At 54.7% G+C, this 13381-nt stretch carries 13 protein-coding genes; 6 read left to right on the top strand and 7 right to left on the bottom strand.

What is annotated here, in order from left to right:
* Nucleotides 1-72: 72 nt before the first annotated feature.
* From BL249_RS12895 to BL249_RS12875, 5 genes are all read right to left on the bottom strand, one after another.
* Nucleotides 73-636: a nucleotidyltransferase family protein gene (locus tag BL249_RS12895; protein ID WP_099704574.1), complete on the bottom strand. Its 564-nt coding sequence runs from the start codon at nucleotides 634-636 to the stop codon at nucleotides 73-75.
* Between the two features lie 148 nt (nucleotides 637-784).
* Nucleotides 785-4351 carry a molybdopterin cofactor-binding domain-containing protein gene (locus BL249_RS12890; RefSeq protein ID WP_099704573.1) on the bottom strand — a complete coding sequence of 1189 codons (3567 nt, stop codon included), beginning with the start codon at nucleotides 4349-4351 and terminating at the stop codon, nucleotides 785-787.
* A complete protein-coding gene (locus BL249_RS12885; protein WP_241898888.1) occupies nucleotides 4351-4875 on the bottom strand; it encodes a (2Fe-2S)-binding protein in 525 nt (174 codons plus the stop codon). The genes BL249_RS12890 and BL249_RS12885 overlap by 1 nt, the downstream gene beginning before the upstream one ends.
* A 42-nt stretch (nucleotides 4876-4917) precedes the next feature.
* Nucleotides 4918-5376 (bottom strand): MarR family winged helix-turn-helix transcriptional regulator, encoded by a 459-nt coding sequence (locus BL249_RS12880; RefSeq protein WP_099704571.1) that lies wholly within the window; start codon nucleotides 5374-5376, stop codon nucleotides 4918-4920.
* A gap of 77 nt (nucleotides 5377-5453) precedes the next feature.
* Complete coding sequence (locus BL249_RS12875; RefSeq protein WP_099704570.1) at nucleotides 5454-6506, bottom strand: 2,5-dihydroxypyridine 5,6-dioxygenase; 1053 nt, start codon at nucleotides 6504-6506, stop codon at nucleotides 5454-5456.
* 331 nt (nucleotides 6507-6837) lie between these two features.
* Between BL249_RS12875 and BL249_RS12870 the strand changes: the two genes are divergently transcribed.
* From BL249_RS12870 to BL249_RS12850, 5 genes are all read left to right on the top strand, one after another.
* Nucleotides 6838-7986 (top strand): FAD-dependent monooxygenase, encoded by a 1149-nt coding sequence (locus BL249_RS12870; RefSeq protein WP_099704569.1) that lies wholly within the window; start codon nucleotides 6838-6840, stop codon nucleotides 7984-7986.
* The gene (locus tag BL249_RS12865) at nucleotides 7983-8801 is read left to right on the top strand and encodes an alpha/beta fold hydrolase (RefSeq protein ID WP_099704568.1); all 819 of its coding nucleotides are present in this window, start codon (nucleotides 7983-7985) and stop codon (nucleotides 8799-8801) included. The genes BL249_RS12870 and BL249_RS12865 overlap by 4 nt, the downstream gene beginning before the upstream one ends.
* A complete protein-coding gene (locus BL249_RS12860; protein WP_099704567.1) occupies nucleotides 8801-9553 on the top strand; it encodes a maleate cis-trans isomerase family protein in 753 nt (250 codons plus the stop codon). Before BL249_RS12865 ends, BL249_RS12860 begins: the two co-directional genes overlap by 1 nt.
* An 11-nt stretch (nucleotides 9554-9564) precedes the next feature.
* On the top strand, nucleotides 9565-10203 hold the full coding sequence (locus tag BL249_RS12855) for an N-carbamoylsarcosine amidohydrolase (protein WP_099704566.1): 639 nt from the start codon (nucleotides 9565-9567) through the stop codon (nucleotides 10201-10203).
* Between the two features lie 104 nt (nucleotides 10204-10307).
* Complete coding sequence (locus tag BL249_RS12850) at nucleotides 10308-11618, top strand: MFS transporter (RefSeq protein WP_099704565.1); 1311 nt, start codon at nucleotides 10308-10310, stop codon at nucleotides 11616-11618.
* Nucleotides 11619-11694: 76 nt separating this feature from the next.
* Here the strand turns inward: BL249_RS12850 and BL249_RS12845 are convergent, their stop codons facing one another.
* On the bottom strand, nucleotides 11695-11886 hold the full coding sequence (locus tag BL249_RS12845; RefSeq protein ID WP_099704564.1) for a hypothetical protein: 192 nt from the start codon (nucleotides 11884-11886) through the stop codon (nucleotides 11695-11697).
* Nucleotides 11887-12522: 636 nt separating this feature from the next.
* On the opposite strand from BL249_RS12845, the gene BL249_RS12840 reads away from it, so the two are divergent.
* Nucleotides 12523-13221: a PAS domain-containing protein gene (locus BL249_RS12840; protein WP_099704563.1), complete on the top strand. Its 699-nt coding sequence runs from the start codon at nucleotides 12523-12525 to the stop codon at nucleotides 13219-13221.
* On the opposite strand, the gene BL249_RS12835 is transcribed toward BL249_RS12840, so the two are convergent.
* On the bottom strand, nucleotides 13218-13381 hold a 164-nt coding region (locus tag BL249_RS12835; protein ID WP_241898819.1), incomplete at its 5' end, for an IS1 family transposase. The two genes, BL249_RS12840 and BL249_RS12835, sit on opposite strands and share 4 nt — an antisense overlap.

The raw sequence follows: 13381 nt of genomic DNA, 5'->3' as shown, positions 1-13381 counted from the left end.
TTTTTATCATAACCTGTTCAGATGAATATACTGAGTATCACCTGATGCGCGATAACAATTAGCGGGAAAACATTATTGATCCGCCGCAGGCGTGTCAATATCAGCGATCACGCCGGCCGCACTGACCACAACTGCGTGCGGCGGGTAGCGAATAAGAATTGATTTTGCGCCATCATCCCCCTGTAAAGCCTGCAAAGGTTGCCGTAAGGCTGCCTGGAACCCCACGGGATGCCCCGGCTGTCCGTTAAAAACCGTTCTGACCGTCAGATGATGTTGCAATGCAGCAGCAGTTTCCTGCAGCACGCGGGACGTAATCCATGGCATATCTGCCAGCATAATTAACCAGCCATCGCAGTCAGTACAATGACGGACGCCGGCAGCAATGGTCTCCCCCAGACCCTTTGAGGCAAGCCGGATAACCTCCGGCTGCGGGTAACCACGCGGCGCCGGTATAAAATCATATTCCGGACGCGTGACCACGGTAACCGCAAAACCGGCGGCCAGCACGTTATCCAGCGTGGTCTGAAACAGCGACCTGCCGTCCGGCATCGGATGAAGCAGCTTCGGCAGGCGGCCGCCGGCCGCCTGATAGCGCCGGCCTACCCCGGCGGCGGCAATAATAACGCGGATATTCATAGCGGCAGTTTACCCACGGCAGGATTGTCATTGTCTGATTATATCGTGCCGCAAGCCGCCATACCCTGGCTATTTACTTGCCGGCGGCGGTTTAACCGCTAACAAGGCAAACTGACGCCGCACCGCTTGCGGCAGGCGGCTGTCCCCCTTAATGGCTACCGGGATTGGCACGGACCTGCGCCACTTTTTGGGTTAAATCCTGCCAGGCCGGTTCTGCCGGGGCATAGCGCTGACGCAGCCAGGCAGCAATCTCAGCCACCTGTTTATCCGACAAACTGGCGGCAAAACCTGGCATATAACCCAGTTCATCGCTGGCCGGTTTATCAATCCCGTGCAGCACTACCTGCAATAGATTGTCCGGCGTGGCGCTGGTCAGACTGCTGCTGCTGGCCATGGCAGGACTGACGCCAAACAACGTCGGGCCACCTTCCGCGGCACTGTGGCAGGCCTGACAGGCGCCTTTAAACAGCCGCTCACCGGCCGCCGTATTCAGCGCGGGCGATACTGCCACTGGCGGCGCGCTGCTCATCGCTGAGGACGCTGACTGACCATTCAGGTCAGCAAGATAGGTTGCCATCGCTCTGACATCCGCTTCCGGCAGGGTTGCCAGATGCCTGACAACCGGGGCCATCGGACCGGCGGCGACACCATGACTGGCGTCGTAACCGCGACGCAGATAGTTATACAAAGCATCGGCCCGCCAGGGCGTTGGCGCCTTGCTGAGCTGGTTGAGCGCCGGCGCTTCCCAGCCATCAACCCAGCCACCGGCAAGAAAATTATCGCCGGTTTTTTCCGCCCCCAGCAAATTGCGTGGAGAGTGACAGGCGGCGCAATGACCGGCCCCGTTGACCAGATAGGCCCCACGGTTCCACTCGGCGCTTTTTGCGCTATCAGGCTGATATTCGCCCGATTTCAGATAGAGCATATTCCAGCCCGCCATCAGGAAACGCATATTAAACGGAAATCGCATGGCGTTCGCTGGTGCGCTCTGTTTGACCGCCGGTTGTGACATCAGATAGGCATATAGCGCCTGCATATCCCCTTCATTAATCTGCCGGAAAGCGGTGTAGGGAAAGGCAGGATAAAGATGATGACCATCGCGACTGATCCCCTGGCGCATGGCGCGATCAAATGCAGTGAACGACCAGCGACCAATACCCGTGTCTTTATCTGGCGTAATGTTAGTGGTATACAGGGTACCAAACGGCGTCGCCATCTTCAGGCCTCCGGCATTGGTTGCCCCGCCTTCAGCGGTGTGACAAACGGCACAATCACCAGCAGCGGCCACCTGACGCCCGCGCTCCAGCATCTGCGCTGACCAGCTGGCGGCATCCGGCGGTGTCACCGGCGAAATCGCCGCACGCCATGGCAGAGCGTTTGTAGCAATACCCATAGCCGCGGCAAGCAGACCAGCGCCCCCAGCGAAAACCCACCGTTTTTTATCAGCGCGGCGGCCCCCGGCACTAAGCTGCGGCTGCGGGTCGGGGCCGTTCAGCGCCTGCCGCAGTTTATCCGATGTAATAGGCAACTCACGAAAACGAATGCCGGTTGCATCAAATACCGCATTAGCAATCGCCGCTGCGCTGGGTACCGATGCCGACTCACCGGCCCCTAATGGCGGTTCATGCGGCCGTGACATCATCATCACATCAATATCCGGCACTTCCGGAAAGGTCAGAATCGGATACCCTCCCCACTCTTTACTGGCAATCAGATTGCTTTCAATGGTCACCTGCTCTTTCAGCACCCGGCTGGTGGACTGAATAACATTGCCATGAATCTGATGCCTGACCCCTTCAGGATTTATCATCATGCCGGCATCATGCCCGACAGTAATACGCGTAACGGCAATTTCACCGCTTTGTTTGTCAATTGCCACATCAGCGACCCAGGCCGCCCAGGCGGCGCCAAAACCGGGGAACTTGCTGTGAATGTAACGAGCATAGGCAAAGCCACGTCCGCGCAAGATACCCGGCTCGCTGGCTTGTTGCATCGGCTGCGTGCGCGGCGTCCACTCTGCACGCCGGGCGGTGCTGCGGATTAACTCAGCAGCACGCTCATCGTCAAGATAACGCAAGCGATAGGCCACCGGGTCGATCCCAGCCGCATGGGCCAGCTCATCCATATATGATTCATGGGCAAAGGTATTTGGCAATGCAGAAACGCCACGCATCCAGGAGGCGCGGACAATCGGTGCCATGTCTTCAATGGTTACCCGCAGATGCGGATACTGATAAGGTGGCAGTGATGTCCGGTCGCCCATTTCATAGGCCAACGCCAGCGGATCGACGCGCCCGGTGAGCAGTAGTGCCAGCGTCGGCGAGCCGTTAGAGGGATAGGAAGTAGAAAAATCATAAACATACGGATGGCCACCGGCATCAATTCCACCGTCCACCTCCATCAGCTGGGCGCTGCCTTTCGGTTCCCAGAGGTGCTCCTGCGCCCGGGTCAGCTGTACCCGAACCGGCTGGCCGACTGCACGTGAAAGCAGCGCCGCATCCGCGGCAACGTCATCAGCACAGTTACGTCCGTAACAACCCGCTGCTTCCATACGATTGATCTCGATTGCCGTTTCCGGATATTCCAGCAACCATGCCAGATCGGCGCGCAGCAGATGAGGGTTCTGGCTACCGCTCCAGACACGCAGACACCCAGGCTGATAGTCTGCAATGGCACAGGAAGGGCCAATTGAGGCGTGCAACTGATAAGGCCAGAAATAGCGACGGGTAAGACGCTGAGCCACATTTTCCAGCGCCTGATCCACCTCGCCGCTGTCATGCACTACCCGCGAAGTGTGGGGATTATCGCGGATAGCCTGTTCAACATCGCTGAGTTCAGGCAGTAAATGTTGCCACGCTTTCCAGCGAATTTGCAGCGCTTCCATTGCAGCCTGAGCCTGTTCTTCCCGTTGCGCAACCACGCCGACAAAATCAGCAATACGGACAACTTTTATAATACCTTCGATGTGGGCAATCGAGCTTTCATCAATACTCAGCAGCGAGGTTCCGACAAAACTGCCGCTATCGTAACCGGCGTAGGGTGGACGAATTACCCGGCCATGCAACATGCCAGGCAACCGCATATCATGCACCCAGCTCAGTTCACCGGTTGCCTTGGCGGGAATGTCCACCCGCGCCGTGCTGGTGCCCACAATGCGATACTGGTCAACGGGCTTAAGCGGTGCGTTTCCGGAAACAGGCAATTCAACATGCTGGCCGGCAATCAGTTCAGCAAAGCTGAGCTGGCGGCCATCCTCATGATAAAAATAGCCTTCATCCAGCCTGAGCTGTTGCGGTGTACAATTCAGGCGCCGGGCTGCCTGCTGGCTCAACCAGCGACGGGCTTCTGCGGCTGCCTGCCTTAACGGCACTGCGGAAATTTGCAGCGTGGCGCTGGCAATGGTCGCCCCCTGGTCCGGCACACGGGCCGTGTCGCCTAACACCATATTCACCTGCCCGACACGCAAATTAAGTTCTTCAGCCACAATCTGCGTCAGGACGGTTTTTACCCCAGTACCAAGGTCAACATGACCGTTAAAGGCCCAGACCTGGCCGTGCCGATCAATGGCAAGAAACAGCGCCAGTGTCCTGGCCTTTGCCTGCGGCGTTTGTCCTTTGGCTACCAGCCCCGGTGGTGGCTGAATTTCATCAATAACCAGCAACACCTCATCGGCCTGGCGCCATTGGTGCAAATCCGGGACAGGGATATGACTCATCACGCTTTCCCCGCCTGCTGCTGACATAACGTCATGGCTCTTTTCACCGCGCAAAGAATTTCTTTATGGGTACCACAACGGCAAAGATTGCCACTGAGTGCCGCGCAGATTTGGCGGTCATCCGGTGTCGGATTGGCCTGCAGTAATGCGGCGGTGGTCATGATCATACCGTTAAGGCAGTAGCCACATTGCGCGGCCTGCGCCTCTATGAATGCCTGCTGTACCGGGTGCAGACGCTGCCGATCCCCCAGCCCTTCCAGGGTAGTGATAGCACGCCGGCGCACGCCAAAAGCCGGGATCACGCAGGAACTAGCGGCTACGCCATCAATTAATACCGTGCAGGCACCGCATTCGCCGAGTCCGCAGCCATATTTTGATCCATTGAGCTGGAGTTCATTGCGTAACACCAGCAGTAAAGAAGTCTCGCGATAAGCGGAAACTGCCCTTGACGCACCGTTGACCTGCAAAGTGTACTCAATCAGGCCGCCGCTTGTGGCGCACACTGTCAGAGGAGTTTCCCGCATGTTCATCTTTCAACGCCTTACCGGCGTCAGATATACGCCGGACTATGGCTGGCCGGTATCGTCCAGCATTTTCCTGAGCAGATAGACCAGTGCAATCCGTTCGGCTGGATTGAGCGGCCCGTATGTCATTTCACTTATACGCACCGCATTGGTGGTCACCTGCCGGGTCAGCGTCTGCCCCTCAGCGGTCAGCATCACAATGACTTTGCGCTTATCACCCGGATCCGGGCCAAGACTAACCAGACCCCGGGCTTTTAAGCGCTCCACCACACCACGAATAGTGGCCTGATCAACGGCCGTAAAGCGCACAAGATCATTCTGTGCACTGGGGCCGTGGTCATGCAGTGCGCACAACGTAATAAACTGCACCGCCGTCAGCTGCGAATCACCAACGTTTTGCTGGAAAATCGCCATATGGCGCTGATAAACCTTGCGCAGTAAATGCCCCACCTGCTCGGTGTAGTCATAGTGCAGCGGCGCAGCCGTTTTTTTCTGGCACATATAAATTTCCTTTTACCCGGTCATGCAAGGCAGTGTAATACATTGCCACTGCCCTGACAGCCGCTCCCTGCAATGGCTTAGTGGGCCAGTGATGCCGCCGGCGCCACCACGGCCCCTTCGGCGACCACCAGCAGATCATCAACGCGAACATCACAATGTCGCAGAGCAATATCCATGTGGCACGGGGTTTTACGCGTTCCCCCCACCTCGGTATTCGGTCCGGTAGAAAACAGGAAGTTGCCATAAAAAGCACGGGCATCCATACACATACCGTCGTTTTTATCGTGCAGTCCCATTGCCGTCCACTGCGCACGCGGCTGTAATCCCCAGCCTATGTGGGAAATTCCGTATACTTCCGGATCGTTAAAATAGGCCATGTAATCACGCAGATACCCGGCTTCAAATCCACCGTGGATGCGGGTAACGAAGCCCTTTTCAATTTCCAGCGTAATGCGCTCACGGGTATAGGTTTTAAAAGGCAACAAAATATCACCAACATCCAGTACCAGCACACCCTCAGCCTGTTCTTCATTGGGCCAGGTAAACAGAAAACCACTTGGCCAGTGGTCCCAGCGCCCCGGTTCATCGGCATAGCCATATTCAGTTACCGTTGGATACTGCCCGAGCGGTGCACGAAAATCGCTGCCAGCCGCCGACTTCACCGTCATCATGCGCGCTTTCTCCAGTACCGCCGCCGCCGCCATTACCCGGGTTTTATCCTGCTCGTCAGGTAACATGCGCGCCAGCACTTCCGGCGGCTCAACCGCCAGCAGAATACGGCTACCGGTTTTCAGAATCTGTTCCTGCTCTGGTGAATGCAACAGCATCATGGTATCGACAATCAGATCCGCTGCTTCCAGCGCCTTTTGCGCGGCGCTATTCCCCGTCAGGGCTGTATCGCCACAGTAAGCGGTCATATCGTTACCCATTGCCGTGGGATGATTAAACGACGGCAGTTCAACACTGTACACTTTGGCACCCAGCCTCAACGCAGCATCGGTCGCTGCCTGTACGGTGCGGGCATCAGAATAGTGACTTTTCAGGATAGCCACGCTTTGGCTGGCATCTACTTTTGACAGGCGTAAAACCTGCTCAAACATCTGCCCCAGCTGGCTCTGATTAACGGCCATGATGTGCTCCTCTCAGGTTAGGTGCCGGATGAAACCCACTGTTCATAATTTCATCTTTTTATAGCGACTACGCTAGATATTATTGTTATAGACATGTTACCTGCCTGAGTGCAAGCCTTTCTTGCCATCATAAGAAAAGGCTATTTAACCTTCTTATTAAGCTGTGATTAACATCATAGTCTCCGGACTTAATCATTTTTTAACCAAAATTCTCATTGAATTTCACAAAAAAATAACTCCAATAATTATAGTGTATACACTTTATTTTCATGATTGCAGCGCACAACAGAACTGTACACTGTGAAACAGCCTGAGTGTTTGAGAGGAAACTATGAGCAATAAAAAACGCATCGCCGTCGTCGGTGCCGGTCTTGGCGGACTGGCGGCAGCGTCGCTGCTGCAAAAAACCGGCTTTCATGTCGATGTTTATGAGCAAAGTCCGGCATTTGCCCGTCTCGGTGCAGGTATTCATATGGGGCCAAACGTTCTGAAAATTTTTCGCCGCATGGGTATTGAACAGCAGCTGGAAGATCTGGCTTCCCATCCGGATTTCTGGTTCAGCCGTGATGGTGAGACCGGCGACTATTTATCGCACATTCCGCTCGGTGACTTTGCCCGGCGCGAATACGGTGCCGCCTATGTCACCGTTCACCGTGGCGATCTGCAGGCGATGCAGATTACCAGCCTGACACCGGGTAGCATTCAGTTTGGTAAATGCCTGAGCAGCGTCGAAGACAGCGGTGATGACGTGGTGCTGCGTTTCCTGGATGGCAGCGAAGCGCGGGCAGATATTGTCATTGGTGCCGATGGTATTAACTCAAAGCTGCGCGAACACCTGCTGGGAGCTGAAGCACCCAGCTACAGCGGCTGGGTGGCGCACCGTGCGCTGATCCGCGGCGAGCAGCTGCGCAAATATAACCTGTCGTTTGAAGACTGTGTCAAATGGTGGTCAGAGGATCGTCATCTGATGGTCAACTACACCACCCGCGCACGCGATGAATATTACTATGTTTCCGGTGTGCCTCACCCCTCCTGGGATTTTCAAGGCAGCTTCATTGACAGCAGCCGCCAGGAAATGCTGGAAACCTTTGGTCATTATCACCCGGTGGTACAGGCGCTGATTGAATGCAGCGAGTCGGTAACCAAATGGCCATTACTTAATCGTAAGCCGCTACCGGTGTGGAGTGAAGGACGTATCGTCCTGCTGGGTGATGCCTGCCACCCAATGAAACCTCATATGGCACAGGGGGCGGCAATGGCCATTGAAGACGGAGCAATGCTCACCCGCTGTTTATGCGAAACCGGTCTCGACGATTACCTTACCGCCTTCCGGCTGTATGAAGCTAACCGCAAAGAGCGGGCTTCACAAGTGCAGGCCGTCTCTAACGCCAATACGTTTTTGCGCACGCAGGAAGATCCCGCCTGGGTATATGGCTATGACGTCTTTGCCGAGCCGCTGAAAAGTGAGGTGACCTCATGAGTCACTTTATTTGTGGCGGTCAGGTACAGGCCAATGGCATACGTCAGCACTATCTGCGCTACGGCGGTAAAGGGCCAGCGTTAATTCTGGTACCGGGCATTACCAGCCCGGCAATCACCTGGGGATTCGTTGGCGAAGTCTTTGGCCAGCATTTTGACACCTGGATACTTGATGTACGCGGACGCGGTCTTTCCAGCAGCGGTGACGGGCTGGATTACAGTATGGAAAGCTGTGCCGATGATATTAATGCCCTGGCCAGCGCACTGGGTCTGCAACAATATCATCTGCTCGGCCATTCAATGGGCGCGCGTTTTATTATGCGGGCCGCCGTGAAAAAACCGGCCGGCGTTCTGTCGCTGTCACTGATCGATCCGCCGGTTTCCGGCCCCGGTCGGCGCCTTTATCCTGGTCAGTGGCCCTGGTATCAGGACTCTATCCGCGAGGCAGTAACCGGCATGGATGGCGAAGCGATGAAAAAATACTGCCCGCACTGGAGTGATGAACAGCGTCAGCTGCGCGCTGAATGGCTGCATACCTGCTATGAACCGGCTATCCGTCGGGCCTTTGATGACTTCCATCAGCTGGATATTCATCAATACTTCCACCAGCTACCGGCCAGGACCTTACTGATGGTTGCCGGAAAAGGTGGTGTGATCCAGCCGGAAGATGAGGCCGAAATTCGCGCCTTGCGGCCGGATATTACCATCAGTCATGTCAGGCACGCCGGACACATGATCCCCTGGGACGATTTCAGCGGATTTTTTAGCGCGTTTGGCACCTTTCTTGGCCCAACCCTGCATGCGGAGACGCCCTGATGAAACAACACTATCGTATCGGGCAGATCGTCCCGAGCTCAAATATCACCATGGAAACTGAAATCCCTGCCATGTTGCAGGCCAGGCAGCTTATTCGTCCCCAGCGTTTTACCTTTCACTCCAGCCGCATGCGTATGAAACACGTCAACAAAGATGAGCTGGCGGCGATGGATAAAGAGTCTGATCGCTGTGCGCTGGAGCTTTCTGACGCCCAGGTCGACGTGCTGGGTTATGCCTGCCTGGTGGCAATTATGGCCATGGGTCCTGGCTATCACCGCCAGTCCCAGCAGCGTCTGACGGCGGTCACCCGCGATAACGCCGCGCTGGCACCGGTGATCACCAACGCCGGTGCCCTGGTTGACGCACTGCATATCATGTCAGCAAAAAAAATCGCCCTGGTGGCACCTTACATGAAACCACTGACTGAACTGGTGGTGGATTATATCCAGCGCGAGGGCATCGAGGTGAAAACCTGGCGGGCGCTGGAAATCGCCGACAATCTCACCGTGGCCCGTCACGATCCGATGAATCTGCCCGCCATTGTGGCAGATATGCCGCTGGATGACGTGGATGTCGTGGTGCTGTCAGCCTGTGTACAAATGCCGTCTCTGCCGGCGGTAGCAAAAGTCGAAGCCCAGACCGGCAAACCGGTGATTACCGCCGCCATTGCCACCACCTACGCCCTGCTGAAAGCTCTGGAGCTGGAACCGGTGGTACCGGGTGCCGGTGCCCTGCTTTCCGGCGCCTGGTAACGGAGGCAACCATGTCACAAACTCGCAGTGAAAACTACGCCGGTGTCTGGGGTAATCGTATCGGCTTTGGTCTGCGACCGGCGCTGCTGATGGTCGATTTCTTGCAGGGTTATATCACCCCCGGAGCTGCACTCTATGCCGATGGCGTGGTGACGGCAGTACAGCAGTCAGTCGCGTTATTACAAAAGGCACGCACCTGTGCCATCCCGGTGATTCATAGTCAGATCCGTTATCACCCGCGCCATCAGCGCGATGGCGGTATCTGGGTACAAAAAGCGCCGGTAATGCGCGATATGGTAGAAGGTAACCCGCTGGCCGCATTTTGTCCTCAGCTGGCACCGCTGGCTGACGAGGTGGTCATCACCAAACAGTATGCCAGCGCCTTCTTTGCCACCTCGCTGGCGTCGTTACTGGTTGCCGACGGCATTGATACGCTGCTGATTGCCGGCTGTTCAACAAGCGGCTGTATCCGCGCGACCGCAGTTGACGCCCTGCAACATGGTTTTCGTGCCATCGTGGTGCGGGAATGCGTTGGCGACCGCCATCCTGAACCTCATGAAGCCAATCTTTTTGATATCGACAGTAAATATGGCGACGTCGTGAGTAAAACCGCGGCGCTGACCTATCTGGAACAGATAAGCGCCCGCTAAAAGGGCGCAGTTCACCTGCACGGAGTGCGCATAAACAACAGGTTCAGCAGTGCTGTTGACCTATTACAACATGCCCACCAGGGCCCTCGCGCTCGGAGAAGATTATGACCATTGCTTCAACCCGTCCTGCTGTACTGGCAGCAGAAGACACTGCCTCGATTTATCGCAAAATCACCTGGAAGCTGATCCCGTTTCTCTGTTTATGTTATCTCGCCGCCTATCTCGATCGCATTAATATCGGCCTTGCCAAGCTGCAAATGGCCAGCGATCTGGCGCTGAGCGAAACCGCCTTCGGGCTGGGTGCCGGGCTGTTTTTTGTCGGCTATATTCTTTTTGAAGTGCCCAGCAACCTGATTTTACAACGGGTCGGCGCTAAAATATGGATCGCCCGCATCATGATTACCTGGGGCCTGCTGTCCACCGCCACCTTGCTGGTGCAAACGCCAATGCAATTTTATATTATCCGCTTCTTACTCGGTACGGCGGAAGCCGGCTTTCTTCCCGGCGTATTGTTTTACCTGACAAAATGGTACCCCTCGTGGCGCCGCAGCCGGATTATTGCTCTGTTTATGATAGGTCTGCCTCTGTCGAGCCTGATCGGCGGACCGGTTTCCGGCTGGATAATGGGACATTTTCACTCGGTTTACGGTATGCGTGGCTGGCAGTGGCTGTTTCTGCTGGAGGGGTTGCCTAGCGTACTGCTGGGTGTACTGACCTTCTGGCTGCTGCCGAATAATGTTGAAAGTGCCCGCTGGTTACACCACAGCGAAAAGCAAAAAGTACTCAACGAACTACAGCAAGATGAAAATACGGTACAGGGCCTTAAACAGAGCCTGCGTGACGGTCTGCTGAATATCCGGGTTGTTATGCTAGGTGGCATCGATTTTTCCATCCTGCTTAGCGCCTACGCCATGGGCTTCTGGATGCCAACTTTTATCCGTAACGCCGGGACCACAGATATCAGCACCATTGGTTATCTGACCGCCATCCCCAGCCTGGCAGCGCTGATTGGCATGATCGCCATTGGCAGCAGTTCCGACCGCATGCGCGAACGCCGCTGGCATATCATTATTCCCTTTATTATCGGCGCAGCCGCAATGGGGGCCAGCCCGCTGTTTTCACACAACGTGGTGATGACAGTACTGTTATTTTCCGTTGCGCAGGCGATGATTATTGGCGCAGTGCCGGTTTTTTTCAGCCTGCCGGCCACCTTTCTCAGCGGAACCGCCGCCGCCGCCGGCTTTGCCCTTGCCTGTTCAATTGCCAACATTGCCGGACTGGTCAGCAATTCGGTAATGGGATTAGCGCTGGATATTACCGGTAGCAGCAGTGGCGCATTGTGGTTTTTTGCCGTTTGTCTGCTGTTAAGCTGTTTACTGGTTATTGCCCTGCCAGCGAAACTGGTTAACCGCTGAGCTAATCACGCCGGCAGCAATGCCGGCATCCGGCGAATTACCGCGGTTAACGCTAAGAGGAAGACATTAAAGAGGTTTACAACGCAGGCGGATTGCCAGCAACAATGCTGACAGACTGGCAGAGTTGCACGGTGTCGCCGGGAGTCAGTGGCGTAGCATGTGAGGCAGCAATCCAGGCGGCAAAAAAAATCACAATAACCGTTACCAGCGCGGCACTCAGTAAGCCAATAATCGCCAGTAGCTTATCTTCCCGCGCGTTCCTGTCCATTTTTTCCTCCGCGTGGTGATGCACTCTGACAACCATTCAGGTCATCCAAAAGGTGGTAATAAGCACAAAGATTATAAGAATAAAACAAGCGACTGCAAGCATCAACACGGCAAACTGCGCATCCCCCAGCGGGACGCGATTGTCATTTTCAGGCGGTAATTCGGGCATTTTTTTCATTGGTAATCACTTCGCTATCGGCTTACCAGCCGAACACACCTTTAATAAAAGTTAACTATATCTTTGCTAAACTATTTTCCGAAATCACCGGGTTATCTTAGCATAACCGGCGGCATCCGGTAAGATAAAAAGCCTTATATCTTCGGTAATGAGCTTTTATTCACCAGTGATAGCATCGCGATTAAGACGGCAAACCCTTGTGAGTTTCCGTGATATTAATAAGCAATATAATTAAATATATTTAATGTATTAAGAACGAAAAACGTCGCCTTGTGGCATTATCCCTGTTAAATGTAAGGTAAACCTCCACGTTAAAGCAGGCCATGACGCCGCTTTGCCGCCGGAAAGTCCGGCAATTTTCTTACCAGCAGCGATAGACTTATTGTCAACACCCCGGCTAATATTCAACCAATAGTCTCTGAGAAACGGGCCTTAACCTGCAGGGTTATTGTAGCCATCATGCGTCGACATCATCTCCCTGAAGAAAGTGCATTTATTTTTAAGCAGGTGGTACAACACAGTGCTAACGCAATCTTTCTCACCGACAGTGAGCAGCTGCTGACCTTTGCCAATGAAGCCGGAGAAGCCCTTTTTTTACGGCTACAACAAAACCAGCAATTACCCGCCTTACTTAGCGCTGCACATCTGCGGTTTGAAGTGAATGACGGACAGCAGCCACACTGGCTGCGCTGTCAGGTGGCACGGCTTGATGATCCCCGCTATTCGGGGTTTCTGGTGATCGCCAATGATATTACTGCGGAGCTGCATGCCCAGTGTGAAGAGGCGCATCTGCGCTGGCGGCTGGAACAAACCATGGAGATCACGGAAGAAGGTTTTTGGTTCTGGGATATGCAGCGCAATGAAGTCAGCCATAATCACTTCTGGCAGCAGATCTTTGGCCTGCAGGACGGCGCCCTGACCCACCCGGTTTGCACGCTGGAAAAACTTATTCATCCTGAAGACCGCGATGAAGTTAAGCGCCAGCTACGCGAACATCTACGCGGCCATACCCCGATGTTTAACTGCCAGTATCGCATTATCACCCCACACGCTGAAATCCGCTGGATCCATAATACCGGTAAAGCGGTTCGCCACGACGGCAAAGGTATGGCAACCGAAATGGTCGGTAAAGCAAAAGACGGTGATGCCTCCAATTAGTAGAACATGTGTTTCTCGATAAACGCTCCAATGACTTTTTCGTGGATCTCAACTGAGCGCGAAAAGCAGATTGTTTTACGAGCCAACCGTTTAATGCGGGTGCGGAGCGTCAGGTTATTACGTTCAATGCGTTGGGTGAAAATTTTGCCCGTCAGATGCT

The sequence above is a fragment of the Erwinia sp. OLFS4 genome (assembly GCF_002752165.1).
Taxonomy (GTDB): domain Bacteria; phylum Pseudomonadota; class Gammaproteobacteria; order Enterobacterales; family Enterobacteriaceae; genus Izhakiella.
Note: the sequence above shows the minus strand (reverse complement) of the source record. Positions and strands in the feature narration are given on the sequence as shown.

Bases quoted from the DNA above. Each gene is read 5' to 3' on its own strand.
- BL249_RS12895 (WP_099704574.1), bottom strand. From the start codon at position 636: ATGAATATCCGCGTTATTATTGCCGCCGCCGGGGTAGGCCGGCGCTAT.
- BL249_RS12890 (WP_099704573.1), bottom strand. From the start codon at position 4,351: ATGAGTCATATCCCTGTCCCGGATTTGCACCAATGGCGCCAGGCCGAT.
- BL249_RS12885 (WP_241898888.1), bottom strand. From the start codon at position 4,875: ATGCGGGAAACTCCTCTGACAGTGTGCGCCACAAGCGGCGGCCTGATT.
- BL249_RS12880 (WP_099704571.1), bottom strand. From the start codon at position 5,376: ATGTGCCAGAAAAAAACGGCTGCGCCGCTGCACTATGACTACACCGAG.
- BL249_RS12875 (WP_099704570.1), bottom strand. From the start codon at position 6,506: ATGGCCGTTAATCAGAGCCAGCTGGGGCAGATGTTTGAGCAGGTTTTA.
- BL249_RS12870 (WP_099704569.1), top strand. From the start codon at position 6,838: ATGAGCAATAAAAAACGCATCGCCGTCGTCGGTGCCGGTCTTGGCGGA.
- BL249_RS12865 (WP_099704568.1), top strand. From the start codon at position 7,983: ATGAGTCACTTTATTTGTGGCGGTCAGGTACAGGCCAATGGCATACGT.
- BL249_RS12860 (WP_099704567.1), top strand. From the start codon at position 8,801: ATGAAACAACACTATCGTATCGGGCAGATCGTCCCGAGCTCAAATATC.
- BL249_RS12855 (WP_099704566.1), top strand. From the start codon at position 9,565: ATGTCACAAACTCGCAGTGAAAACTACGCCGGTGTCTGGGGTAATCGT.
- BL249_RS12850 (WP_099704565.1), top strand. From the start codon at position 10,308: ATGACCATTGCTTCAACCCGTCCTGCTGTACTGGCAGCAGAAGACACT.
- BL249_RS12845 (WP_099704564.1), bottom strand. From the start codon at position 11,886: ATGGACAGGAACGCGCGGGAAGATAAGCTACTGGCGATTATTGGCTTA.
- BL249_RS12840 (WP_099704563.1), top strand. From the start codon at position 12,523: ATGCGTCGACATCATCTCCCTGAAGAAAGTGCATTTATTTTTAAGCAG.